Raw genomic sequence first — 25907 nt, forward strand, 5'->3', positions numbered from 1 at the left:
CTATACTGGACTAGGAGTACGACAATGAGGAGCATGCAGGTTAGGTTTAGGACAAAGTTATTCATTACGTACCTGCTTCTTGTTTCCTTGCCTTTATTTGTATTAGGATATCTATCTTACCGCCAATACGAGAAATCGATTGAAAGAAATGTTGGGGAGTATGTTCCAGCGATATTAAACCAGGCCAATGCCAATATGGATAAGTATTTGTCAGAACTCGTATCTATTCCGGACGTCGTAACGAGATCAGGTGAAATAATGGCGATCCTCAGGAAAAAGGAGCAGGACAAAGTTTCCATCAAAGAACAGGAAGCGTTTACAGTTCAATCGTACCTGGCTAATAACATTGTGAATGGCGGGCATCAAGATGTTATTGCCGTGTTTATTCAGACGAAGAATCGTGTGTTTTCAAGCTCACGATTGAACTTTCAAGGAAACGCATTTCTGCAAGAGAAAAATCCCTTTCAGCAAGAAATGGATTTACAAGGCAAGCTGCTTTTTGTTCCACCTGAAAGACTTAAGCTCGTGTTCGAGAATAATCAGCCGTATATTTCCATATACAAGCAATTGTATGATGCAGACAATATGAACCCTCTTTGTACGGTACTGCTCATTGTAAGTTTGGATGAGATATCCAAGATATGTAATCGGATACCGATTGCAAAGAATGGGATGGTTCTGCTGAATAATGAGGTAGGACAGACTGTATTTAATAATCACAACGAATTCATCGGCCAAGTAGGAACGCCTGAAATAACACTTGCTAAAGGGACTTCAGAACTCAAAATTAATAGAGAAAGAATGATGGTTAGCGCTGACAAATCGGACTATACCAATTGGACTTTGGCTACGATTAATCCAGTCAAGGAACTGACGGAAGAAACGATAGGCATACGTAATTTCACAATAGCTATCTTCTCTATTTGCTTACTTGTATCCGCTCTCATTTCCATATGGCTCTCACAAACGGTGACTAGACCCCTTCGTTCACTTCAATTGTTAATGCGACAGGTAGAAAAGGGTAACTTCCAAGTCTCATTTCCTGTTCATCAAACGGATGAAATCGGGGAACTGGGGAACAGTTTCAATCACATGGTTGAACGCATTCAGGCACTGGTGAAAAGGGTCTATCAGGAAGAAATTAGACAAAAGGAAGCGGAATTAGCTGCCCTGCAAAGTCAGATCAATCCTCACTTTCTATATAACACATTGGAATCTATCCAAATGGTTGTCGAGAATGACGATGGCGAAACGGCTTCTACGATGATTTCGGCCCTATGCCATATGCTTAGATTTACGGCAAGAAGAGGGGATGTTGTCAACATTGGGGATGAAGTAAAACATATAACGGATTATCTGTATATTCAAAAGATGCGATACGGCAAAAGATGTCAATATGTCATTGACATAGACCCGAGTATTCATCTGTACTTTGCTCCCAAATTTATTCTACAACCCCTTGTTGAGAATGCGATTCGGCATGTTGTGGAGAAAACAAATTCGCCAACTCAGCTTATGATCACAGTCAGCAAATCTGCTGAAGGTGTCCAATTTATCGTTCAAGATAATGGGCCAGGGATACCGGGCGAAATACTCCATAAGCTCCAGGCCAAATTCGAGGGTGAACAGCTGCTCGATCAAGAGCATGGTATTGGATTATTAAATGTGCACAGCCGAATTCAACTGTTATACGGCACGGAATATGGCGTGATTGTTACGAGTAAGAAAGGGGAAGGGACAACCATTACAGTACGCATCCCATATATGAAAGTACCACCCAAATGAATAGGAAAGGATGTTCAAAGTGCTCCCTCTTCGCGTGTTAATCGTAGATGATGAAGAATTAATTCGCACTGGAATTGCAAGACTGGTAACACAGGCCGGGACTTCTTTTCAAGTCATAGGCACCTGCTCCTCGGCCAAAGAGGCATTAGCTTCCCTGGAACAAGAGGAGATTGATTTAATAATAACTGACATCCGAATGCCTGAAATGGACGGATTGGAACTCTTGACTGAGGTTAGGCACCTTCATCCGAATGTATTCAGTTTGGTCATTAGCGGGTACGAGGAATTCGAATATGCGCGAAGCGCTCTGAAGCTCGGCGCTAGCGATTATATTTTAAAGCCGATTGATCGCAAACAGTTTCGTGAGCAACTGAATAATATGATAGAACTGGTCACTACGCATAGAAAGAAGCAGTTTTTGCAGCAAGATCTAGAACATAAGTCTCAGAAGGCGGATGATTTCCAAGTCGGGAACTTTTTGAATTCTGTTCTTTATGCAAGCAGGCTTCCTCATGTTAAGGAATGGCAAGGTCTGCTTAACCCTTTATGCCACTATCGACTAATTGCTGCTTCCATTGACCGAGTCCCAAGAGCCGACGCCTATTCTCAAAGAGACTATGAATTATTTGAATATGTGATGAATGGCATTATACGAGAAATAGGCAGTGGGTTCGGAGGAAGCGAAGCATCAGCCATCTCTCTTCGCTCTTGGAATGGTTTGGACGGTTGGGGGTGGGTTCTAATCAACCATAATAAACAAGAGGAGCCTGATGGTGAAGCAGATGCAGATGATGCCTCCTCTTCGGAGATAGACCGGTTCTGTGAACGTCTTACGGTGAAGCTTCATGAGACTTTCGCGAAATACCTGCCGGTTTCAGTCAGCCTGGGAGTAAGCAGTGAACTGCAAGATATATCAACCATTGGACAGGCCGCTGCTGAAGCGAGGGCTTCGCTGCAACGAAGACTGTTTGAAGGCGGTGGGAAATGCCATTGGCTTGAAAAGCAGCCTGCGTATAACTTGTTAAATGTACAGGAAACGAAAAGTGCAGCCTTGCGCCTATCAGATCTTGAGAGCAAGCTATTTAACGTGATGCGCCTTTTTGACGAAGACGTTATTCGAGCTACCGTAGACGATTTATTTTCGATTTGGAAGAAAAATACGTTATTTTCAGGTGATTTACCTGCTAATGTTCTTGCATTGATGCTGCGGGCAACCATACTGATTGATGAGATCCGGTTGGAGGATCGCGATACAGGAAAGCTGATGTCCACTACCTATATCGAGAGTACTTGGAGAAAAATGCAAGTATCTTCCGATGTCTTGGAACTAAAGGAAGAATTGATGCGTTTTCTATTGCTCATTGCAGGGAAGCTAAAGAGTTTGCGATTTCAAAGCGAGAAAGAGCCCGTCGAAAAAGCAAAAACTTACATCGAACAGCATCTGGCAGATGATTTGACGCTAGGTGTTGTCGCGGGAGAAATCTACTTGAATCCCTCTTATTTCAGCAATTTGTTTAAGATCCAGACGGGAGAAAACTTTTTGAATTATGTTACTCGCATTCGGATGGATAAAGCGCGCGAGCTTATGCAGGATAGAGTATTAAAATTAAATGAAATCGCCAATAAAGTAGGCTATCAGAACCCGAAATATTTTACCAAGCTATTCAAAGAATATTATGGAAGTACACCAACAGATTATAGGGAGCATCAACTAAAATAAGAATCGGCCCGTCATTGCACATGTGTAATGAGACGGGTCATTTTTATGTAAGAGCCAAAGAATATAGCCGTAATCTAAAAAAAGGATATCTATGTAAGAGCCTCCACCTCTATTAAGATTAAATGGTATAGAAGAAGTGTTAGAACTAAAAGGGAGGAAATGAAAAATGTTGCAATCCAAAAAAATGCTAGGTACGGTTTTATGCAGTTTTCTTGCTATGTCCATCATGGCTGGATGTTCAAACGGAGGGAGCACTTCCTTAACTTCTGCCAATTCCCCGTCCACGGATACCAAAACGGCTGCAACCACAGCTGCGAAGAAGGAATTTACGGTTGCTGTAGTACCTAAGCTTGTAGGTATTCCTTACTTTAACTCTGCACAAGCAGGCGCTGAACAAGCGGGGAAGGATTTGGGAATCAAAGTTATTTATACAGGCCCAACGCAAGCGGATGCCGCCCAACAATCGACGTTTATTCAGGATTTGATTACGAAAAAGGTAGACGCCATTGCCGTTTCAGCTAATGATCCAACAGCGATTGCTCCCGTGCTCAAGAAGGCTCAAGCAGCAGGGATCAAAGTATTAACATGGGATGCAGATGCGCAAGAAGATTCGCGGGATCTGTTCGTCAGCCAAACAAGTGATGAAGCTTTGGGCAGGCATATTATGGATACGCTTGCGCAACAAATGGGCGAAGAAGGCGAGTTTGCGATCATTACAGGGTCTCTGACAGCTGGGAACCTGAATACTTGGATGGATTATATGAAGAAGCAAGCTGCTGAAAAGTATCCGAAAATGAAATTAGACTCCGTAGTGCCGTGCGATGATGACCAGCAAAAAGCGCTAACACAAGCGCAAAATCTGATCTCTGCGTACCCGAATCTGAAAGGCATTATCGGGAACAGCTCAGCGGCTGTGCCTGGTGCTGCAGAAGCTGTGAAAAAGGCGAACAAGAATGGTCAAATTAAAGTCGTTGGTTTGTCCACACCGAACCTAATGAAACCGTATTTGAAAGATAATTCTGCTCAAATGGCCACGTTATGGAGTCCGAAAAAACTTGGTTACTTAACAGTGGCTGCTGCCAAAGATCTGCTAGACGGTAAAACGCTGACAGACGGACAAGACATTCCAAATGTAGGTAAAGTATCTATCCAAGGGAAAGTCCTTATCATGGGACAGCCAACCGATTTCACCAAGGATAATGTGGATCAATACGACTTCTAAATCAACGTATTAGACAAGGAATCCCTAATCGTTAGAGGTTAGGGATTCTGCCATTATTTGATAGAAAGGGGTGCCTATTGTGACAAATTCATTATGGTTGGAATTAGAAGCTATAACCAAGCAATATCCTGGGGTTAAAGCGCTGGATCAAGTATCGCTGCAAGTAAGAAGGGGGGAAGTTCACGCAATCGTAGGGGAGAACGGGGCGGGGAAATCCACATTGATTAAAGTGCTGGCAGGGGTCATTCAACCGGATCAGGGCAGAATCATGATTGAAGGCAAGGAAGTCGCAATCCAGAGTCCAACACAAGCAAGAAAGTTAGGTATCACTGTCATCTATCAAGATCTAAGCTTGTTTCCTAATTTAACCGTAGCAGAAAATATCGCCTTAGGAGAAAGTGACGAACAAAGCACTTCGTTCATTTCTTGGAAGAAAATGACTATAAAGGCCCAAGCTGCGTTGGACCGCTTAGGCATAAAGCTTGATCTGAATGCTAAGCTATCCGAATTATCCGTAGGTAAACAGCAGTTGGTTGCGATTGCGCGAGCTTTAGTTAGCGATTGTAAGCTGTTAATTATGGATGAACCTACATCCTCGCTTTCTCGAATGGAAGTTGGATATTTATTTCAGGCTGCAATGGGATTAAAGCGTGATGGCATTGCAATCGTATTTATCGGTCATAAATTCGATGAAATTTACAGACTCTGTGACACGGCTACCGTGTTAAGGGATGGACAGTACATAACTTCAGGCTCGCTGAAAGATTTCACGCAGGAAGCTCTTGTGGAATTGATGGTAGGTCGCAAATTAACGAATTTGTATCACAAAATTCCCGTTCAAATCGGAGACATCTTGCTGCAGGTGAATGGTTTGACCAAAGCGGGGCAATTCGAGAATATCAGTTTTAGGGTAAGAGCTGGGGAGATTGTCGGCATTACAGGCTTAGTTGGTGCTGGAAGAAGTGAATTGGCTGAATCGATATTCGGTTTGAATCCTCCAGATCAAGGAAGTGTATCTATGAAAGGCGTGCGCATTGATCTGAAGTCGGTGAGCGCATGTATTCATTCCGGTTTGGCACTAGTGCCAGAAAGCAGACAAATTCAAGGTTTGGCCATGAAATTGTCCATGCAGCACAACACGACGCTTAGCATTATGCAAAGGATTGCCCGCTCTAGGTGGTTCCTGAAGCCCAAAGATGAGCGATCCATCACGGAAGACTATATTCAGAAGTTGTCGATTCGACCTCCCTACCCTCACATTCAAGTAGATAAGCTAAGCGGAGGTAATCAGCAAAAGGTCGTTCTTGCCAAATGGATTGCGACCAACCCGTCTGTTCTTATTCTTGATGAGCCTACCAATGGCGTTGATATCGGAGCGAAAGCTGAAATATATAAAGTAGTCAATGAAATGGTGCAGAAAGGGATTGGTGTGATCCTTATTTCTTCAGAACTACCTGAGATTCTCTCCATGAGCGATCGCATTCTGGTCATGTGCGAAGGTAAGCTTGCAGGCGAGTTGGATGCCAAGCATACAACACAAGCTGCCGTCATGAAGCTAGCAGTACCAGGCATCAATAGAGAAGAAGATGGATCCAAAGATGAGGTGACAGCATGATGAAGCGATTACTTACAAGTAGAGAGTTCGGCGTTGCTCTATTACTCATTCTAGTCACACTCATTATGACAATGATAACGCCGAATTTTCTGACCTCAAGTAATGTAACGAATATCCTGATTACGAATTCCGTCCTCGGCATTATGTCCGTAGGAATGACGATCGTCATTCTAACAGGAGGGATCGACGTTTCTGTCGCCGCCATCCTAGCTGTGTCATCTGTCATTGTAGCCAAATATGTCATCTCAACAGGTGCTAATCTCTATATGGCATTTCTCATTGGTGCTGGTTGCGGACTTGTTCTAGGATTACTCAATTCCTTATTTATTGTGTACGGGAAAATTCCCGCTATCATTGTCACGTTAGGAACGATGGGGATCTTCCGGGGAACGATTCTGCAAGTGACGAATGGGGAATGGATTGTTGGGTTCCCGGCATGGTACAGCAATTTAAATGCACAGAAGGTTGTGGGATTGCCGCTGTCTTTTCTTATTTTTCTGGGAATTGCCCTCATCAGCGGATTCCTCTTGCGATACACGAGAATCGGCAGACAAATTTATGCCTTTGGTGGAAATGAGGAGTCGGCCGTACGTATCGGTATTAGGGTCAAAAGACTGCAAATTTTTGTGTACATGTACATGGGTTTAATCTGTGGGGTGGCGTCTGTCGTTTATGGTGCCATACAAGGCAGTGTTCAGCCTAATGCGGCAGTAGGATTTGAGTTAAGCATAGTCGCAGCGGTAGTTGTTGGAGGTGTCAATATTATGGGAGGAAGCGGATCAGTGCTTGGAACCGTACTAGGCGTTATGTTCCTTGGTCTGATCAACAATGCGCTGGTGCTGGCTCATGTTGAAACATATTGGCAGAATGTTGTTGTTGGCATGGTCATTTTGCTCGCCATTTCGGTAGATGTCCTTAATCGCAAAGTGAAGCTCACGAGGAGGGCCAGAGCATGAAACCTAAGAACTGGCTTACGAATGAAATGCTGCTTCTCCTGCTGCTGCTTGCTCTTCTTGTCTTTTTGGGCTTGCAAAGTGATGTGTTTCTGACAGTGGACAATTTATTATCGGTAACCGTGCAGCTGGCAGAATTGGGGATTTTGTCACTCGGTATGACATTGATTATTCTAACGGCAGGCATTGATCTTTCATTAGGAAATCTAGTAGGTCTTCTGGCTGTCGTTACCGGATATTTGCTTAATAAAGGCCTGCCGATTCTCATTGTTATTCCGCTTGTACTTGTGGTTGCCGTATGTTGTGGATTATTTAATGGATTTTTTGTGGCCAAATTAAAGATTTCGCCAATCCTGGTTACCTTGGCAACGATGACTTTCTTTAACGGCATTGCGCTCGTTTTGAGTAAAGGTAAGGCATTTTCCGGATTTTCAGAATCTTTCTATTTATGGGGACAAGGATCAATTTTCCGAATCCCTGTACAATCCATTATTCTAATTGTTTTAGTCATCCTCATGTGCCTGATCATGGCTTATACCCCATGGGGACGCTCCGTTTACGCGATTGGAAGCAGTGAGAAGTCGGCCAAATTCTCGGGCATCCAGGTGACCAAGGTGTTAATTGGGGTCTATGTGATTGCAGCCGTGCTGGCAGGAATTGTGGCGATCATTATGACATCCCGCGTTGCAACAGCTCGAGCTGATATGGGATCTATTTATTTGATGCAGAGCATATCTGCTGTTGTGCTTGGGGGGACTGTTCTCTCCGGAGGCAAAGGGAAAATGATCGGAACGATGCTGGGGTGCTGTATCTTTGCCGTTCTGTCCAATGGCTTGAATCTCTTGAGTGTGGCTCCATTTATAAAAGATGTGATTCAAGGCAGTATTCTAATTCTCGTTTTATTGATTCAGCATGCCATGGGCTTCCGCAAGTTGGCTTCTTGGGGAAAATGGATTAAACCATCCATTAGCAAAGGTGTGTAACAAAGTTTTCTTATCAAAGTCTCACGCGGAAGCAGGTGGAAGGTAAGATGAAGAAGATTCCGATAAAATTTCGCACGAAATTATTTATCACCTATCTGACGCTCGTATCCTTCCCGCTTTTGTTTCTAGGATATTTTTCCTATCAACAGTATGTCGAGTCGATCGAAAAAAATGTAGGGGAATATGTACCTGCCCTCTTAACACAGTCCAACTTCAACATGGATAAGTATATGTCGGAGCTATACGCAACACCTGACGTTATTGCTAGATCGAATGAAGTCATGGCTATCCTGCGGAAGAAACAGTCTGGATCTACTTCATCCAGCGAGCAGGATGCTTTTTTTGTGCAATCGTATCTGGCAAGCAACATCGTAAACGGCAGACATCAAGATGTCATTGCTGTTTTTGTGCAATCCGGCAGCCGTGTCTATTCAAGCTCACGATTGAGTTTTGTTGGGAGCGCTTTTTTACAAGACAAAAACCCGTTTCAACAGGAAATGGATCTGCAAGGGAAGCCATGGTTTCTTCCACCCGGTCAGCAAAAGTTAGTTTTTAAAGATAATCCGAACTATATTTCCATCTATAAACAAATCTACGATACGGATAATATGATTCCGCTTTGTACGGTGCTGCTCATAGTCAATCTCAGTGAAATTTCCAAAATATGCGATCTGATCCCGTTTTCAACCGACGGTATGTTGTTTATTACGAACAAGCTGGGCCAAATCGTCTATCATAACGATAAAAATTTAATCGGAAAAAGCACATGGGAGTCCTCCGCTTTGCCTCTGGAGAACGGTACGGTTGTAAGGGAAGTCAATCATTCGCGCATGCTTGTCAGTGCTAATCATTCTACCTATACGGATTGGACATTGGTCACGATTAATCCAATAAAAGAATTAACCAAAGAAACAATCTGGATTCGTAATGTTACTATTGCTATTTTTTCAATTTGTTTAATTATCGTCATCATCGTATCTGCCGTTGTTTCACAAACGGTGACGAGCCCCATTCGAACTCTGCAGAGACTTATGAGGAAAGTGGAGAAGGGGAATTTCGATGTTTCCTTTCCCATCCATCAGAAAGATGAAATCGGAGAACTCGGCTATAGCTTTAATCATATGGTCCAGCGCATTCAAGAGCTGGTGCAGAAGGTGTATCAGGTTGAGATCCGCCAAAGGGAAGCTGAATTGGCTGCGTTGCAGAATCAAATCAGCCCTCACTTTCTATACAATACGCTGGAATCTATTCAAATGGTTATTGAAGGAGAGGATCAGGAGAAGGCATCAAGCATGATTTCCGCCTTAAGCAGAATGCTCCGCTTTGCCGCCAAGAGAGGGGATATCGTCCAAATTGGAGACGAGATTAAGCATGTATCCGATTATCTCTATATTCAGCAATTAAGGTATGGCAGCAGATGTTCCTACCTTATAGATGTCAGCCCTGGCATGGAGCTATATTACACGCCTAAGTTTATGCTGCAGCCTCTCGTCGAAAATTCGATTCGACATGTTGTTGAGAAAAGCAATTCGCCAACAAACATCCATATTGAGATAAAAGGTGTCGATTTAGGTATTCAAATCATCATTTCAGACAATGGTGCCGGTATTTCTGAAGAGTTGCTGCAACTACTTAGAGATAGACTTAAGGATACGACGCAAGAATATGCTGCTGGCGGTATTGGATTAATCAATGTACATAGTCGCGTCCACTTCATGTATGGATCTAATTATGGCATTCAAATGGAGAGCTCAAAAGGGCAGGGGACTAAGATGTCTGTTCTGATCCCATACCTTCAATTTCCATAGATTTACCTTAATCAAGAGATAAAGAATAGACACCTATTCCAAAGATTGGATGCCTATTCAGTGGTAAAACCATTACCCTATAATAAAAGCAAGATGACGAAAGTTATTCGAAAGAGAAACTAGTATAGCGGAGGTAAATAATCATGGCGAGCCAACGTACGAAGCAAAACAAGTTCAAAAAGAGAGCGCTATCATCGTTGCTGATCTTCTCGATGTTACCCACGATGTTAGTGCCGGCGACGACATTTGCGAGTGAGAGCGAAGCTCCCAGCACGGCGAATGTTGCTGACACCACGTTTCGAGTCAAGAATTTAAAGACCGAGCAAGCGGTCAATCCATTAGGACTCGATACGTTAAAACCACGGTTGAGTTGGCAGATGGGATCTGATGCACGTTCGCAGAAGCAGACAGCCTATCAAGTGCTGGTGGCATCAACGCCAGAGCTGCTTTCACAGGATCAAGGCGATGTATGGGATAGTGGGAAGTTGCTATCTGATCAATCCGCGAACGTAGCGTATGCGGGCGAGGAACTGCAAACGAGTCACCGTTATTACTGGAAGGTACGGATATGGGATAAAGACGACCAAATGTCCGATTGGAGTGTGCAGGCTTGGTGGGAGATGGGATTGCTGAAGCCTTCCGATTGGCAGGCGAGCTGGATTACAGTCCCCAATGAGCAAATACCTAATAACCGCAAATATTCGATCGATCTCGATTTTACGATCTTAGAAGCTGCTGCCGGATTTGTTTTCGGCTCACAAGATTCATCCCATTTTTATATGTGGCAGATTAATGTAAAAGATAAGCCATATGCTCAATTTAGACCGCATAAATGGAATCCTAATCCTAGTGTAATTAAAGAAAAAAACATTTCTTCTATAATCCCGGATGCGGCAAAGTTAAATACAGCACATCATATGAAAATAGATGTGAACGGCGATCAAATATCAACGTATGTAGACCAACAATTAATAGATACCTTGCAGGATAGTAGTTTTTCACTCGGGAAAATTGGTTTCAGACAGCATAAGGATAACTTAACTAATGAGCGTGCGAGTTTCGATAATATTAAGATTAAAGATGAAAATGGAAACTCACTGTTTACGGAAGATTTTTCAAATCCTGATGAGAACGCTTTCGGCGCTGGAAAGATTGAAAACGGTCAATTAGTGCTGGGTGAATTGGCAAGTGATCTTGTCATTAAGCAGAGTGAAAGGCACGTACCGCAGCTTCGCAAAGCTTTTACAATTACGAAACCTGTGAAGAAAGCGACTGTATACGCGACTGCGCTCGGTTTATATGAGTTAAGCATGAACGGACATCGTGTCGGTGTAGATCATCTATCCCCAGGCTGGACGGATTATAATCAATTCGTTCAATACCAAAGTTATGATGTGACTGGGATGCTCGAAAGTGGCAACAATGCGCTCGGAGCATTGCTTGGAGACGGTTGGTATTCCGGGCATGTAGCGATGGCTGGTGAACATGTGTATGGCCAGAAACCAGAAATGCTTCTTCAGATGAATGTAGAGTATCAGGATGGAACGAAAGATCAGATCGTATCGGATGCCTCTTGGAAAATTTCCACAGCTGGACCCATCGTGACTTCGGATTTATTGATGGGGGAAACCTATGATGCCCGGAATGAACTGCAAGCATGGGATAAACCTGGGTACAATGATACAGATTGGATCGCGGCAGGGACTGTGAATGATTTTAAAGGCAAGCTGATTGCGCAAGTAGGTCCGACAGTTCAGGCGGCTGAGGAGTTAAAGCCTAAAGTAATAACCGTACCGACTCCCGGAACTTATATCTTGGATTTGGGGCAAAATATGGTAGGCTGGGCTCGCTTACAAGTGAACGGACCTGCTGGATCTAAAGTGAAGATGCGTTTCGGTGAAATGTTGAATGATGATGGCACCCTCTACACGGCTAACTTACGAACCGCGAAGCAGACGGATGAATATACGCTTAAAGGCGGTGGGAATGAAGTTTATGAACCGCATTTTACGTTCCATGGTTTCCGGTATGTGGAGCTAACTGGATATCCGGGCGTTCCGACGCTAGATAGTATCACAGGTGTGGTGGTCCATTCAAATACGGAGCCGACGGGAACATTTGAGTCATCGAACAGTATGGTGAATCAGTTGTATAGTAATATCGTATGGGGGCAAAAAGGCAACTTCTTAAGCGTTCCGACAGATTGCCCACAGCGCGATGAGAGAATGGGCTGGACGGGAGACGCCCAGATTTTTGCCCGAACCGCAAGTTACAACATGAACACGATGACCTTTTTTGAAAAATACATGCGAGACATGATGTCAGGCCAAGGTTCTGATGGTGCCTACCCTGACGTTGCCCCTTATCTTTCAATCGTCGGAAGAGGGAATAATGCCTGGGGCGATGCCGGTGTTATTGTTCCATGGACCGTATATTTAATGAACAACGACAAGCGTGTCATAGAAGATAATTATGCTTCGATGGTCAAATGGATTGATTATTTGAAAACGAACAGCAGCGGACTCATTCGGCCAGAGGGTGGTTTCGGCGATTGGCTTAACGTTGACGACAACACACCTACAGATGTTGTGAATACCGCTTATTTTGCCTATAGTACCATGTTGATGTCCAAGATGGCGAAAGTCATTGGTAACAATGCGGATGCGCAGAAATATGAAACCTTGTTTAACGATATTAGAACAGCGTTCAATCAAAGGTTTGTCGATAAAGACGGACACATCAAAGGTGAAACGCAAACCGGCTATGTATTGGCACTTCAAATGAACTTACTTCCTGAGGATAAACAACCCCTTGCGGCCAAATACCTTGTAGATAAAATTAAGGGACGGGATTGGCATCTATCAACAGGATTTCTAGGTGTAGGCTACTTGCTTCCTGTGCTCACCAAGGCTGGTTACTCGGAAGTTGCGTATCATTTGCTTACGAATGACACGTACCCTTCATGGGGCTACAGCATCAAAAACGGTGCGACAACGATATGGGAACGATGGAACTCCTATACCAAAGAAGGCGGCTTCGGCGATGTGGGCATGAATTCATTCAATCACTATTCGTTAGGTTCCGTTGGCGAATGGATGTACCGCTTTGCTGCGGGGATTGAAGCAGATTCAGATCAACCGGGATTCAAACATACGATCATTCAGCCGACAGTGGGTGGAGAATTTCAATATGTGAAGGCGGAATATGATTCAATCTACGGAAAAATTGCTAGCAAGTGGCAGGTAGATGGGAACAAATTCAGCTTGGAAACGACGATTCCCGCGAATACGACTGCGACTGTCTACGTACCAACAGATGATCAGCATACTGTTAAAGAAGGCGGGAAAAGTATTGACGAAGTCGAAGGAGTACGTTTCGTGAAGATGGATGGAGATAAAGCCGTCTATGAAGTGGGATCTGGGAGCTATTCGTTCACGTCTCTTTTGACGATTGAAGGAAGCCCACTTAGTTCTGTCAGCTTAACTAGCGACCAAACGAAAATGATTGTCGGCGATACAACTCAACTGAAGGTAACCGCGAAAAAAGAAAATGGCGTAACGGTAGATCTAGCCAAAGCTCAGTCCGTATTTAAAAGCAGTGATGTCAATGTGGCAACTGTAGATGCAGCAGGAAAGGTGAAAACGGTAGGTTTCGGTAAAGTCAAAATAACTGTAGAAGTAACCTATGAGGGTGTCACGCTTGCATCATCCAAGTCCATTTTTGTATCCAATGGCAAGAATTTGGCTTTAGGCAAAAATGCGAGCAGCAATAATACAATAACAGTTGCTCCAACATGGCATATCGCTAATTTAACAGATGGAAATTTCGATCTGAGATATTCCAGTAATGGCTTTGCCTCCAAAGATACAGCCAATAATCCAATATGGGTGGAAATTGATTTAGGCAGCGTACAACCATTCAACAATCTTGTCTTGTATCCGAGGTTGGATTCGAAGACTGTGGACGGAAACATAGCCTCCTTCCCAACTGATTTTGACATTCAAGTGAAAGCGGATAACGGTGAGTACAAAACTGTGAAACAAGTCAGAGGGGAGTCTAATTTAGACGGTGGACCTCAGAGATACAGTTTTGAAACTGAACAAGCAAGATATGTGAAAATAGTAGTAACCCAATTCGGAGCCATGCCTCATGATGATATCTACTATAGGTTCCAACTAGCAGAAGCAGAAGTCTACAATGTGGAAGAACAAACCGTGTTAACCGGTCCGTCAAGCGTTTCTTCGGGTCAGGCGTTCGATATCGCCTATCGTTTATCTGGTGTGACTGAGAGCGTGTATGCACAAGATTTAAGCTTTACGTATGACCCTGAGCAAATGGAGTTCCTTTCTGTAGATTCTTTGCTCGATGATTTGAAAATTGTAGCCGTATCGGATGTTGCCAAAAATCCTGGCAAGGTCAGAATCCTATCCGCAGTAGTCGGCGGAGATCTTAGTGCCAATGTTGATTTGCTGGCGCTTCACATGAGAGCGAAATCAGCATCTTCCGTGCCAGCGACATTAACGCTGTCAGACGTTATTTTCGCTAATGGAGCAGGCCTAGAGAAGGAGATCGAGGGTACTTCATACAGCGTACAAATCGGAGCTCCAATTAATAAAGAGGTACTTATTGCTCTTATTGCTGACGCTCAAGCGAAACACGATGCAGCTGTTGAAGGTACGCACGCGGGTCAATATCCAGTTGGAGCCAAAGCTACGCTGCAGGCAGCTATCGACAAAGCTCAATCCGTCGTGAAAGATGACTCTGTGACCCAGCAGCAATTGGAGCAAGCGACAACGGAATTAACGAGTGCGCTTCAAGCATTTAAGGCATCTGTTATTATTGCCACTCCGGGAGATACGAACGGAGATGATAGAATAAGCATCGGAGATTTAGCTATAGTGGCTTCTTATTATGGCAAAACATCCAAGGATCCGAATTGGAATCTGTATGAAAAAGCAGATATCAATAAAGATGGCATTATCGACATCGCAGACTTGGCGGCATTGGCAAGATTGATTATCGGTTAATACGTAAGCGAAAAGTGAATGAGCGGCCGCAAGTTTGAAATCACTTGCGGCTGTTTTTTTGTTAGGAGCACATTCGAATCTTGTCTTCCCAACATATGATGACAAGAACAGGGACTACTATATAAAAGGATGTGTGAGCAGCATGAAAACTTATCATCGACCCAATAGGAAACATAGCCGCGTAAATGTAGGACAGAAAGGACGAATTGAATCGTCGGCCACGATCGCCGCTCAAGCAAAAGCAAACCTAGGAACACCCGTATGTGTTGTACTCAAGAACGGTTCTTTCTATTATGGCGTTCTGAAAGAAGTGCAGGTTAATCAAGTTATTCTTCAAGGGGTGAAAGGCAACAAAAAGCTTCCACGGAATAAAGTTAGAGCTAAAGCTCATACTTCAAGTCTTGGTGGTTTGGGTAACATGCTGGGGCTTCTTGGTGGCGGAGGACTTGGAGGATTGTTTGGAGGGACTTCAACAGGTGGTGGATTATTGGGGGGCCTTGGTCAAGGTGCAGCCAACGCGGGTGGGTCAGCTGGATTGTTTAGTAACATAGGCAGCTTTATGAAATTTGGAATGGGTGCTATTTCATTTATCATGCCATTGATGAAAAACTTCTCCATTTAAAAGATACTGGGAACGCAAGCTCATTGTAGCTTGCGTTTTTATTGTTTCAATGTGAACCCAAAAAATATTTCCCAACTATACATATTTTGGTCTTCCTGTTTAATAATAAGGAACATGGATTTAAGTTTGAAATGTATAGGGAGCAAGATATGCCAAACGACATAGAGGAATTAAACGTAAAAGAGAGCCGATTAGAGCTTGATTATTGGCTGCAGCATGATGTTTTTTCGTTCCAGTGGTGGATCATTGTCATTATCAATGTGCTATTTGTCGCGCTGCTGCTCATCCTTATGGATCGAAAAAGGACACTCAGCACAGTTCTGACCTTCATGACTGGATTTATCATCGTTGGGGCGGTCGATCAGGTCGGCAAGTTTTTCGACTTGTGGCGATACCCGCATCAACTCATCCCATTTACCGAGAACTTAAATGCTGTCGACTTTTTTGTTATTCCTTCTATTTTTGCGTATATGTATCAGAAGTTTTCGACCTGGAAGTCGTTCCTGATTGCTATTGTCGTGGCTTCGCTAGTTATTTCGTATGTTGGTGAGCCCATCTTCGTATCACTTGATATGTATGAGCTGGTGAGATGGTCCTACTGGAAATCGTTTTTCGTATTGGTTGGCATTGCAATCCTTATGAAAGGGGTCGTTGACTTAACTCAGAGCAGCGTGCTCCACTTTGATGTCGATCGGGAATTGGTTATAGATTTTAAACACAGAAACAAGAAAAAAATTAGATAACGGAAAGCTCTGGAGAGCTGCACTCGAAATGGAGATAAACTTATGATAAAGAAAGCAGACTCAATAAGCTCATCCGAGCTAGGGACGCTTTGGCTTACCTATCAGCAAAAGACACTCATTCTTCGAGTGCTGGATTACTTTATAGAGAAAACGGAAGATCCTGAAGCAAGAAATATTATGGGTGGCTTATGGCAAGATCTTGATCATTATGTGAGTAAAATAATTGATTTGTTTGAGAATCAAGGGATTGTCATCCCTGTTGGTTTTACCAAAGCGGATGTCAATTTAGAAGCACCGAAACTGTATGACAATGGATTTGATATCATGTTCCTTCGAATATTGAAAGAAATAAGTATGGGCATGTATACGCTCAATTTAAATATGTCCTACCAAGGCGAAGTGATGGATATCTATGAGGGATTGACCGTCGTTACTCAAAATATCTATAAAAGATCAACCGAATATCTGCTGAAAAAAGGGATTCTCGCCACACCACCCAAAGTAACGATGCCTATCGCAAATGAGTTTATTGAGAGTAAAGATTATTTGAGCGGATTCAATCTCTTCGGAGATAAAAGAGCACTAAATACAATAGAAGTAGGCATTCTTCATCATGGAATTGAAACAAACAATATTGGACTGCAGCTGATTTCAGGCTTTGCACAATGTGCGAATACCCCAGAAGTAAAGGAATATTTTGTGAGAGGAATGGAGCTTGCAAAGAAACAAATTAAAACCTTTGAAGATCTCCTCCTCCAAAGCAACATTCAGTTCTCAGCCACTTCTGGGAGCACAGTAACAACGTCTACCATAGCCCCCTTTTCAGAGAAACTCATGATGTTTTGCATTCACCTTCTTAATACCTTTGGTATGGTAAGCAGCAGCTTTGGTACTATTTTTACATTAAGAAATGATTTGAGTTTGAAAGCAGGAATAGTCGCCAAGGATATCTATGTGTATACACACGATGGCATTAAGCTGATGATTAAGCATGGTTGGCTGGAGGAACCGCCGCAAATGGAGGACCGCAAACAACTTATTAAGCAATAAAATTTAATAAAGAAGAGACCCCCTATGACAAAAGATGAACTTGAGAAAATTTTATGGAGCATCGCTCTGCCAGGATTCCCTCAACTTTTGGATGGGAAGATTGCAAAAGGTGTTCTTTTCATTGGATTAGAAATATTAATCAATGTCCAATCCAATTTTAATACGGCTATCATGTTAAGTTTTCAAGGGAATACGGAGAAAGCAACGCAAGTAACCAATTATCAGTGGTTAATGTTCTATCCTTGTCTCTATTTCTTTGCTATGTGGGACGCTTATCGAGAGGCGATGGGTGAGAAAAGGCCATTAATGAGTATGCCATTCGCTTTCTCAGCCTACTTGGTTACGGTCGGTGTGATGTATTCATCCACATTTCGTATCAAAAACGTGCTGCTTGGTCCGATATGGCTTCCTATGATTTGTGCACCAATAGGGTTATGGGTCGGGCTAATTTTGATGAAGGTGACGAAGCGATTTTTGCTGTCAGAGGATCAGAAATAAGTTTGTGATAAAGACTAATTCCGAATTACCATGAAAATGGATGCTATTCAATTTATCAAAGATGTGAGATAATGAATGCTTAATGGAAATAAATGTATATGACTAACGGAAGCACCGTGCCCGCAGAAGAATTTCTTCTGCGGGCATGCGTGCTTTTTTTGTTGGTCAGAGGGAGCGTAGATGATGTATCCAAAACTAAAAACACCTAAGAAAGTAACAGAAGAATGGTTAAAAGCAGCTTTTGCCCCGCTGTTTGACTACTTGGAACGGGAGTTTCCAGAAGATGCGGGAAAAATCTTGCCTTATATGATGTTCTATCCTAACGAAGATCAGCTTTTTTATTATCGGCATTGCCTAACCAAGGATTCGATCATATTCGATCAGGCAGGTCTGCTGGTTCAATGTGGTGCTGAGGCATTGAAGCATGATTTCGGTCATCAGCCCGGAAAGAAAGTGCTTCGACCGCCATTTAAAGAGCAATTCGTTCATCCTAACGTTACCCGCTGGATAGGGAGGAAGCTTAACCAAAAGGTGCAGGTTAAATATGGTGAGGATGTTACTAGTTTTCTTCAGGAGCTGTGGGGGCCGCTAGTGAATTATGATTTTGACAATTTAGAAGTTCGTCTTCCTAGGCGCGGAGCCAATTTAAGTTATTGTTGCCTACATTTGTACCCGACTGGTAGGCCCAAAAAGCTTGCCATCCAATTCGTAGGAGATGAGATTGTAGAGAAGAGATGTACCTACGAACAATATCAGGAATACGAGAGACGGCAGTTGGAGCTAGTCTGTGAGGGCTGGCATGTGATCACGATAATTCGCGAGATTCTTGATCATGATTTGGAGAGATTTCGGAACTACCTTTCTAAATTGATATGAATCATGCATAAAGAGCCTACTCCCGAAGGGAGAGGCTCCATGTATAACGATCAGCTGTTAACTCCTAATTCCCTTGTAGATAAACGCAATAACCTCTTTCTCAATCGGAAAGTCACCGACTTCTTTCTCTCCGATGATCACTTCGAGCATCCCCGTGTTAGAGACCGAGATCATGCTCATACATCCAAGGATGAAACGCAGAGCATTGGATATGGATTCAAATTGAAAAATACCCTGATCCCGTCCGTTTTCAAGAATGCTCTTTAATTTATTTGTAGAGTTTTGAATAAACGTAATAATTTTGTCCGCTCTTGTACTACTCATGGCCAGTTCTTGTCTAACAATTAATGAAATTTCCCGATCTTGTTGATAAAAAGCAATCATAACCTCTAGATATTTCTGCAAATCTAGCTTGGGATCCCCCGTCTCGGCAGAAAAGGGCAGCTTCTCAAGCGGTTCAAGAATGGCGAGGAATACGTTTTCCTTGCCTCCGAAATGATACGAAACCAGCGGCAATGAAACACCGGCCTCGTCACAAATCTTTCTGACGCTCGTTCCTTCGTAGCCTAGTTCGGAGAACAGCTTTTTGGCAGATATGATAATTTTTTGTTTAACATCAATTTCTTGTTTGTTCATATAGGAATCAACTGCACCTCCGTTTAACAGTTGTTAGCAACACCTGTTCTAACGAATTTTAAAGGAGAATATGACATTAGTCAAACGCCCGCGATTCTTCAAAAGGATCGCGGGCCATTTCAATTTTTGGCGCATCGGTCGTCCGAAAATTTTCATTGACGGTTTTAATAATGAGGTCCTATAATAACGTTCAAGGAGTTTAACGATCGTTAAAAACGATTGTTAAGAACAAATGTTAAAAAGAGAGTTGAAAAAGAAGAAAGAGGAGAAAACATGAAACGAAAAATGATGTTGTATGTGATTTTAACCGTTATCGTTCTTGGCGGAGGCAGTATTGCCGGATATTTCTGGTATGAAGGTCAGAACTTCATCTCTACCGAGGATTCCCGACTGGCTGGCGATATCTATAAAGTGATGCCACGTATCACTGGTAAGGTGACGTCCCTGCAGGTCGACGAAGGTGCGCATGTTCTTGCCGATCAGATTGTCGGGCAACAGGATAGTAACAATTTGGCCACAAGCAGCATGGACCAAGCGGCATTAAGATCTCCCATAGAAGGCACGGTTATCAAGACTTTAATCAAAACAGGCGAAGTAGCATCGGTTGGCCAGGCTGTCGCGATGATTGTAGATCCCAATAAGTTGTTCGTGTCAGCCAATATAGAGGAAACCACGATTAACAAGATTCATGAAGGGCAGAAAGTTGATATTAAATTGGATAATTTTCCAGGCAAGATTCTAACGGGGAAGGTAAAAGAAATAAGCAAGGCTACAGCATCGACGTTCTCGCTACTTCCTTCAACAAACACGAGCGGGAATTTCACTAAAGTAACCCAGCGTGTTCCTATCAAAATATCGATTGAAGACCATCAAGGACTTGAACTATTGCCGGGAATCAGCACCAATATCAAAATTCACTTGAAGAGCAATTAAATAAAGAGGAGCCAGTTCAAATGAATAGAAGAAACCAATTCATAATTCCCGCCGTTTTTATGCTTGCTACCCTTGCTTTTCTGCCCGCATGCGGGTCTATAGAAGCAGAAGACTCCGCAGCGTCGGGCGTTCCTGTTCAAGTAATCAAGCTGGGACAAGGCACCGCAGCAGGCCTGAACGGCAAAATAATTCCTGATCAGAGCATTAATATCGTGTCGAAGGTATCCGGTAAAGTGGCTGAAGTTCGTGTGCAAGAGGGCAGCAAGGTGAATAAAGGGGATGTACTCGTCCAGTTGGAGACAACGGAATTGACCCAACAGGTGAAACAAGCCGAGTATTCAACCAGCGCAGCTCAGGCTAAATTAGCTGATACCCAAGCGGGTGCCCGGAAGCAAGAGATTACAGGACTTCAGAGTTCAATCCAAGCAGCTGGTGGGGCATACCAACAGGCGACTGCGGCCGTTGAGCAGGCCAAAGCAGGCTTGGGACTTGCTACGAGCGCCTACAATCGTCTTCGCAATGCATTCGAGAGCAGTTCGAGTGTATCTCAAGATGACTTGGATAAAGGGACGCTCGAATATGAAAAGGCCAAAGCAGCGTATGAGCAGGCTTTAGGTGCACAGAAAGCCGCCGAAGCACAATTGCAAGGAGCCGAAGCAAAGCTGGAACTTGCCAAGGTCGGTCCGACAGAAAATACGGTTAAAGCGCTCGAAGCGGATGTAGAGCGGTTGAACGCTACCCTTGAACTTGCGAATAGTGGGCTGAGCAATGCAACAATTACGGCTCCTATCGACGGAGTCATTGTTAAGAAAGGCATTTCACCAGGAGAGTTGGCGCAAGCCGGCGTGCAGATCCTCTCGCTTGTCAATATGAATCAAGTCCAAGTAGAGCTTAGTGTGGTGGATAGCCAGATTACCCAAGTGAAAGAAGGCATGACCGTAGACGTTAGCGTACAAAATGTGCCGGGTAAGAGTTTTCAGGGTGTAATCTCATTCGTCAGTCCAGTAGCGAACACCAACAGCAATTCCTTTCCTGTTAAGGTGAAAGTCGATAACAAAGATGGCCTGTTGTTTGCCGGGATGGTGGCGGAGGTCAAGCTCAATGCTGCACAGCAAAGCCGTCTGGAAGTGCCAAAAAGCGCTGTGATCAAAAAGGATCAGAAAGAGTATTTGTTTACGGCAGACAACAGTATGGCGCACCTTGTTGAAGTGAAAACAGAAGAGAAAAACCAGGATTGGCTCTATGTGATGCCTAACGATAACATCAAAGCAAGTCAACAAATCATCGTGAAGCCGGCAGATAACTTGGCTGAGGGCACGAAGGTAAAAGCCGAATAGGAGGCGCTCCGATGGCCGATGAATCGGTGGTTACACAGCAGAAATCAGAAGGCAATGGTCACATGTGGTTGTCACTTATTGCTATCGTCACAGGTACGTTTGTCGCTGTATTGAATAGCAGCTTAATGAACGTGGCGATGAATAAATTTGTTGCCGTATTCGGCTCGGATCTCATCACCATGCAATGGATCATTACAGGATATACGCTGGCTTCCGCTATGGTTATTCCGATGAGCGGATATCTGGGTGGGAGATTCGGTAATAAGAATTTATTTATCTACTCCGTAGCGGGGTTTACGATATTCTCAGTGCTATGCGGTTTGGCGTGGAACGCCAATACCATGATCATATTTCGAATCATTCAAGGGCTGGCTGGTGGATTCATTATGCCAGTCGGAATGTCCATTATTTTCACAACCTTTCCGAAGGAGAAAACAGGCACGGCTATGGGGCTGTGGGGGATTGCAGCCATGGTGGCACCCGCGCTAGGACCGACCTTCGGAGGTTATTTGATCCAGAATTTCAGCTGGCGGCTTCTTTTCTTCATTAATGTGCCGATTGGCATTCTGGCCGTCGTGCTTGGCAAGATTCTCATGAAGGAATCACCTCGCACAACAGGATTGAAATTTGATACGCCAGGGGCTGTCTTGTCCATGACTTTCTTCGGCAGCCTGCTGCTGGCTTTAAGCAAAGGGCAGTCCCAAGGCTGGACTTCGCTGTTCATTGTCAGTCTGTTATTTATTGCTCTCTGCAGTTTATTGCTCTTAATCTGGGTGGAGCTTGGAGCCAAGCAGCCTGTACTGGACTTGAACTTATTCAAAAATGTTAAATTTACGATTAGTGTCATTTCGGGCAGTCTGGTTATGATGGCAATGATGGGCGGAACTTTTTTGGCCCCTGTGTATTTGCAGAGTATTCAAGGGCTTAATGCGATGCAGACGGGAATTCTCTTGATGCCGCAATCCATTGCCATGGCGGTCATGATGGCTATTAGCGGGAAGTTGGTAGAGAAATTCGGGGTTGTTCCAATTTGTATTGCAGGCCTTGCGATTCTGGGGATAACGACCGCGGAGTTGCATCTTTTGACGGCTGATACGCCGAATCATTGGCTGAATGCCTTATTAACTATTAGGGGAATTGGCATTGGCGTGTGCTTGATGCCATTAACTTCTGCGGGAATGAACGCGGTGGCTCCGGAACAGATCAGTAACGCTTCGCCGTTATCGAATGTTCTTCGCCAAGTGGCTGGATCGCTTGGAATTGCGATATTTACTGCTATTATGAGCAATCGTCAGCTCGTACATTACCAGCACATTTCCGAAAGCGTATCTGTAGATTCCGTTATGGCGAACAACACAGTGTCCGCTCTCACAGGGGAGATTTATGCTTGGGCGGTAGATAGGGCTACGGCTACAGGCGCAGCTACGTCCTACCTTGCCGGTTTCATACAGAAGGAAGCTTTCGTCAGGTCTATCGCGGATACTTTTTATATCTCAGCCATTCCAGCTTTTATATGTATTCCTTTCGTTCTATTTTTTATAAAGCGAAAACAAGCGCCAGTTGAAGTAAAAGAGTAGCAGTCACGCACGTGAAGTAAGATTGAATTTATCGGGAGGCACTAGACAATGAAGAAGTATGTATCTGTTATTATCAGCACGTGTATGGCCTCTACCCTGTTAACTACGGTAGCACAAGGTGCCGGTTCTCCTAAATCCTCCGCAGATTTCAACGATTTGAGTCAATTGGATGCGGGGACGAAAGCCAAATTTGATGCAATGATCTCCGCAGGTATTTTTGATGGTGTGAGCGAGGGTGTGTTTGGTCTGCATGATAAAATGAACCGTGCCCAGTTCGCGAAGGCTGCCGCTGGAATATTCCAATTGAAGGTTAATACTTCATTAATCACCTCCAGCTTCAGCGATGTGAGCGCTGCTGACCCTGCCAATGGCTATGCACTTCCGTATATTGAGGCATTGAAAACAGCTAAATTGACTGATGGTTTTGGCGCAGGCACCTTTAATCCCGCAGGCGAGGTAACCAAAGAACAATTAGCCGCTTTCTTGATTCGAGGATTGAATAAAGAAGCTGAATTGAAATCAAATGCTGGCATAAATGATAACACAATATCCAGCTGGGCTAAGGGGTATGCCGCTTTGGCTGTACAAATGAATTTGCTGGGGAACCAAATGGATGGTAAATTCGGCGGCATTTCTCCAGCAACAAGGGAACAACTTGTTACTTCTTCGTATGAAGCGAAGCGCCAGTATGTACCTGTGACAACGGCTCCGGCTATCGTTGACCTCCCGATTGAAGCTCTAACAGCTTACAACCTGACAGACAATACACAGGCTCAAGTCAAAAGTGTGACCCAAGAGAAATCGTCAGACGGCTGGAGAGTCGGAGTTGTGATTACCTTAACTAACACTTCCGGAGCAACCATCCGAATTCCGGATTATGATCTTCGGATCCAAACGGCGGAAGGCACGGTCTATACCCTTCCAGCGAGTGCAAGCAACTCTCGCTCCATACTTCCGCAGGGGAGTGTGACCTTAAGCTATATGACGGATATAGGTGTGAACAAGGATGTCCAGTTGACGAATCTTCTTTGGGTAGAAGTCGATCAAAAGGTGTATCCAAAGCAAGAATCGCCATTAGCGGATGCTAATATCAGTTCGATGGTATGGCGTGGCCAGGATGCCCAAATAGAAGATCCAGCCCATTTGGGGGACTGGGGAGTCCGCTTCTCCCTTCCTGGCATCAATTCCGCTTTGAAATATTCAGCGGTGAAGATGTCTAAGCAGTTTACAGGGCAAACACCAACCTATATCGTGGAGATAATAGCGGAGAATCAAGGCAGCTATTCGGAAACCATACCGGATTTTACTTTGAGCGGCAAATCGGAGGGCAAATCCTTCATCGGCAAGCGAGTGGAAGAGGCTCCAATTCATCTTGATGCGGGGGGCAAGAAGTCTATTCATTTTGCGATTGCAGCGGATACGGATACCGCACTTGAAGCCTTCTATGTCCTTTCATCTGAAAGCTTCTTGAAACAAGGGCAGACTGCACCGATTCAATATTTCACAGGACGCATAGGATTCCGACTTCCTGCGAACGAAGGTACTGTCACTGGAGCGGGTGTAAGCCGTTATGATTTCGGCACGCCGATGGATTTTACGCGAATGAACGATACCATTAATCCGAATTTGACGGTTTCGCTTCAAGAACTTCACGTAACAGATAATCAAGAAACAGGAAATAAAACGGGGATAGCCAAATTTACACTCTTCAATAAGAGTGATAAACCAATTCCGGTTCCGGCTTTTGGAGCGGAATTAGCGGGTAAAGATGGCAATGCGTACGCAGGAACACGCCAAGCGGTAAGAACTACAGATATAGCTCCAGGAACAGGGATCGTCGTCAGCTATGGGTTCACACTTCCAGCCACGGACCAGAGTGAGCTATTCCAATTGAACGTACAAGAAGTGCTATCCAATTCTGCCTACAAAGCGACGATTGCCAGCTATTTCGTAAGCATTCAGAATGATAACGATCATAATAATATCTCCTTGTATCCATTCAAGTTAAACTTGAAAAGCTGGACAATATCGCAGTTGACGATGATGGGAACAACCGGATTCTCCTATACGTATAAATTAAATTTGGACCTCGGGATGGAGCGGGAATCCGAAGTGGTCCTTGATAATGCCTTTTCCAAGTTGAAGTTTGAGCTAGTCGATTCTTTAGGACGAGTTTTGGGCTCGAATTCATTTCCTTTTACCGGGTCAAACCGTTTGGTAAGTGGTAACCAAGTACTGACCTTCAGCAATCTCGCTCAAGATCAGATTCAATCCAATATATCCATTAAAGTGTATGAAACAATCACTACCCCAACAGGTGAAATGGATAGACTCATTACCGAATTGAAATAAGATTGAAGAAGAGGCAGTCCTATCAGTCATGCAAATGACGAAGGGGATTGCCTCTTTTTGGTTGATTCGGTTAAATAGCGCCCCTAAGTTCCCCTCCCAATTGATCCTTACCGCAAAAGAGGCTGTCCATAAGGGTTACAATTGCTTTTCTTTGGAGGTCCAGGCGGGTC

18 protein-coding genes are annotated in these 25907 nt (G+C 43.9%); 17 read left to right on the forward strand and 1 reads right to left on the reverse strand.

The features are described from left to right. Positions 1–24 precede the first annotated feature (24 nt). From GQF01_RS30170 to GQF01_RS30230, 13 genes are all read left to right on the forward strand, one after another. Positions 25–1785, forward strand: coding sequence for a sensor histidine kinase (locus GQF01_RS30170; protein ID WP_161410774.1), 1761 nt, complete (start codon positions 25–27; stop codon positions 1783–1785). A 34-nt stretch (positions 1786–1819) separates the two neighbouring features. Further along, positions 1820–3505 carry a response regulator transcription factor gene (locus GQF01_RS30175; RefSeq protein ID WP_161410775.1) on the forward strand — a complete coding sequence of 562 codons (1686 nt, stop codon included), beginning with the start codon at positions 1820–1822 and terminating at the stop codon, positions 3503–3505. Between the two features lie 166 nt (positions 3506–3671). Then, positions 3672–4727, forward strand: coding sequence for an autoinducer 2 ABC transporter substrate-binding protein (locus GQF01_RS30180; protein ID WP_161410776.1), 1056 nt, complete (start codon positions 3672–3674; stop codon positions 4725–4727). Between the two features lie 79 nt (positions 4728–4806). Beyond that, on the forward strand, positions 4807–6342 hold the full coding sequence (locus tag GQF01_RS30185) for a sugar ABC transporter ATP-binding protein (protein ID WP_328803561.1): 1536 nt from the start codon (positions 4807–4809) through the stop codon (positions 6340–6342). Beyond that, positions 6339–7298, forward strand: coding sequence for an ABC transporter permease (locus GQF01_RS30190; protein WP_161410777.1), 960 nt, complete (start codon positions 6339–6341; stop codon positions 7296–7298). The genes GQF01_RS30185 and GQF01_RS30190 overlap by 4 nt, the downstream gene beginning before the upstream one ends. Next, entirely contained in the window at positions 7295–8278 is a 984-nt protein-coding gene (locus GQF01_RS30195; protein ID WP_161410778.1) for an ABC transporter permease, read from the forward strand. The genes GQF01_RS30190 and GQF01_RS30195 overlap by 4 nt, the downstream gene beginning before the upstream one ends. Positions 8279–8325: 47 nt before the next feature. Further along, positions 8326–10086, forward strand: a complete 1761-nt coding sequence (locus tag GQF01_RS30200) for a cache domain-containing sensor histidine kinase (protein ID WP_161410779.1) — start codon at positions 8326–8328, stop codon at positions 10084–10086. 143 nt (positions 10087–10229) lie between these two features. Continuing rightward, complete coding sequence (locus tag GQF01_RS30205) at positions 10230–15113, forward strand: family 78 glycoside hydrolase catalytic domain (RefSeq protein WP_161410780.1); 4884 nt, start codon at positions 10230–10232, stop codon at positions 15111–15113. A gap of 142 nt (positions 15114–15255) precedes the next feature. After that, positions 15256–15735, forward strand: coding sequence for a hypothetical protein (locus GQF01_RS36045; RefSeq protein WP_202556783.1), 480 nt, complete (start codon positions 15256–15258; stop codon positions 15733–15735). A 149-nt stretch (positions 15736–15884) separates the two neighbouring features. Next, positions 15885–16478: a CBO0543 family protein gene (locus GQF01_RS30215; protein WP_161410781.1), complete on the forward strand. Its 594-nt coding sequence runs from the start codon at positions 15885–15887 to the stop codon at positions 16476–16478. A 45-nt stretch (positions 16479–16523) separates the two neighbouring features. Beyond that, on the forward strand, positions 16524–17528 hold the full coding sequence (locus GQF01_RS30220) for a DUF3231 family protein (RefSeq protein WP_407945440.1): 1005 nt from the start codon (positions 16524–16526) through the stop codon (positions 17526–17528). Positions 17529–17552: 24 nt separating this feature from the next. Continuing rightward, positions 17553–18026: a hypothetical protein gene (locus GQF01_RS30225; protein ID WP_161410783.1), complete on the forward strand. Its 474-nt coding sequence runs from the start codon at positions 17553–17555 to the stop codon at positions 18024–18026. 183 nt (positions 18027–18209) lie between these two features. Next, positions 18210–18902, forward strand: coding sequence for a hypothetical protein (locus GQF01_RS30230; RefSeq protein WP_161410784.1), 693 nt, complete (start codon positions 18210–18212; stop codon positions 18900–18902). A 57-nt stretch (positions 18903–18959) separates the two neighbouring features. On the opposite strand, the gene GQF01_RS30235 is transcribed toward GQF01_RS30230, so the two are convergent. Next, positions 18960–19538, reverse strand: coding sequence for a TetR/AcrR family transcriptional regulator (locus GQF01_RS30235; RefSeq protein ID WP_161410785.1), 579 nt, complete (start codon positions 19536–19538; stop codon positions 18960–18962). Positions 19539–19811: 273 nt separating this feature from the next. Here GQF01_RS30235 and GQF01_RS30240 point away from each other — a divergent pair, with 273 nt between their 5' ends. From GQF01_RS30240 to GQF01_RS30255, 4 genes are read left to right on the forward strand one after another with little or no spacing between them, the layout of a single operon-like run. Beyond that, positions 19812–20471, forward strand: coding sequence for an HlyD family secretion protein (locus GQF01_RS30240; RefSeq protein WP_161410786.1), 660 nt, complete (start codon positions 19812–19814; stop codon positions 20469–20471). 20 nt (positions 20472–20491) lie between these two features. After that, positions 20492–21808, forward strand: coding sequence for an efflux RND transporter periplasmic adaptor subunit (locus GQF01_RS30245; RefSeq protein ID WP_161410787.1), 1317 nt, complete (start codon positions 20492–20494; stop codon positions 21806–21808). Positions 21809–21819: 11 nt separating this feature from the next. Then, complete coding sequence (locus GQF01_RS30250; RefSeq protein WP_161410788.1) at positions 21820–23385, forward strand: DHA2 family efflux MFS transporter permease subunit; 1566 nt, start codon at positions 21820–21822, stop codon at positions 23383–23385. A gap of 48 nt (positions 23386–23433) precedes the next feature. Then, a complete protein-coding gene (locus GQF01_RS30255) occupies positions 23434–25737 on the forward strand; it encodes an S-layer homology domain-containing protein (RefSeq protein ID WP_161410789.1) in 2304 nt (767 codons plus the stop codon). Positions 25738–25907 lie beyond the last annotated feature (170 nt).

The organism is Paenibacillus silvestris (genome assembly GCF_009882985.1).
Taxonomy (GTDB): domain Bacteria; phylum Bacillota; class Bacilli; order Paenibacillales; family NBRC-103111; genus Paenibacillus_E; species Paenibacillus_E silvestris.

Excerpts from the sequence above, each read along its gene's own strand:
- GQF01_RS30170 (WP_161410774.1), top strand. The coding sequence starts at position 25 with ATGAGGAGCATGCAGGTTAGGTTTAGGACAAAGTTATTCATTACGTAC.
- GQF01_RS30180 (WP_161410776.1), top strand. The coding sequence starts at position 3,672 with ATGTTGCAATCCAAAAAAATGCTAGGTACGGTTTTATGCAGTTTTCTT.
- GQF01_RS30190 (WP_161410777.1), top strand. The coding sequence starts at position 6,339 with ATGATGAAGCGATTACTTACAAGTAGAGAGTTCGGCGTTGCTCTATTA.
- GQF01_RS30195 (WP_161410778.1), top strand. The coding sequence starts at position 7,295 with ATGAAACCTAAGAACTGGCTTACGAATGAAATGCTGCTTCTCCTGCTG.
- GQF01_RS30200 (WP_161410779.1), top strand. The coding sequence starts at position 8,326 with ATGAAGAAGATTCCGATAAAATTTCGCACGAAATTATTTATCACCTAT.
- GQF01_RS30205 (WP_161410780.1), top strand. The coding sequence starts at position 10,230 with ATGGCGAGCCAACGTACGAAGCAAAACAAGTTCAAAAAGAGAGCGCTA.
- GQF01_RS36045 (WP_202556783.1), top strand. The coding sequence starts at position 15,256 with ATGAAAACTTATCATCGACCCAATAGGAAACATAGCCGCGTAAATGTA.
- GQF01_RS30215 (WP_161410781.1), top strand. The coding sequence starts at position 15,885 with ATGCCAAACGACATAGAGGAATTAAACGTAAAAGAGAGCCGATTAGAG.
- GQF01_RS30225 (WP_161410783.1), top strand. The coding sequence starts at position 17,553 with ATGACAAAAGATGAACTTGAGAAAATTTTATGGAGCATCGCTCTGCCA.
- GQF01_RS30230 (WP_161410784.1), top strand. The coding sequence starts at position 18,210 with ATGTATCCAAAACTAAAAACACCTAAGAAAGTAACAGAAGAATGGTTA.
- GQF01_RS30235 (WP_161410785.1), bottom strand. The coding sequence starts at position 19,538 with ATGAACAAACAAGAAATTGATGTTAAACAAAAAATTATCATATCTGCC.
- GQF01_RS30240 (WP_161410786.1), top strand. The coding sequence starts at position 19,812 with ATGAAACGAAAAATGATGTTGTATGTGATTTTAACCGTTATCGTTCTT.
- GQF01_RS30245 (WP_161410787.1), top strand. The coding sequence starts at position 20,492 with ATGAATAGAAGAAACCAATTCATAATTCCCGCCGTTTTTATGCTTGCT.
- GQF01_RS30250 (WP_161410788.1), top strand. The coding sequence starts at position 21,820 with ATGGCCGATGAATCGGTGGTTACACAGCAGAAATCAGAAGGCAATGGT.
- GQF01_RS30255 (WP_161410789.1), top strand. The coding sequence starts at position 23,434 with ATGAAGAAGTATGTATCTGTTATTATCAGCACGTGTATGGCCTCTACC.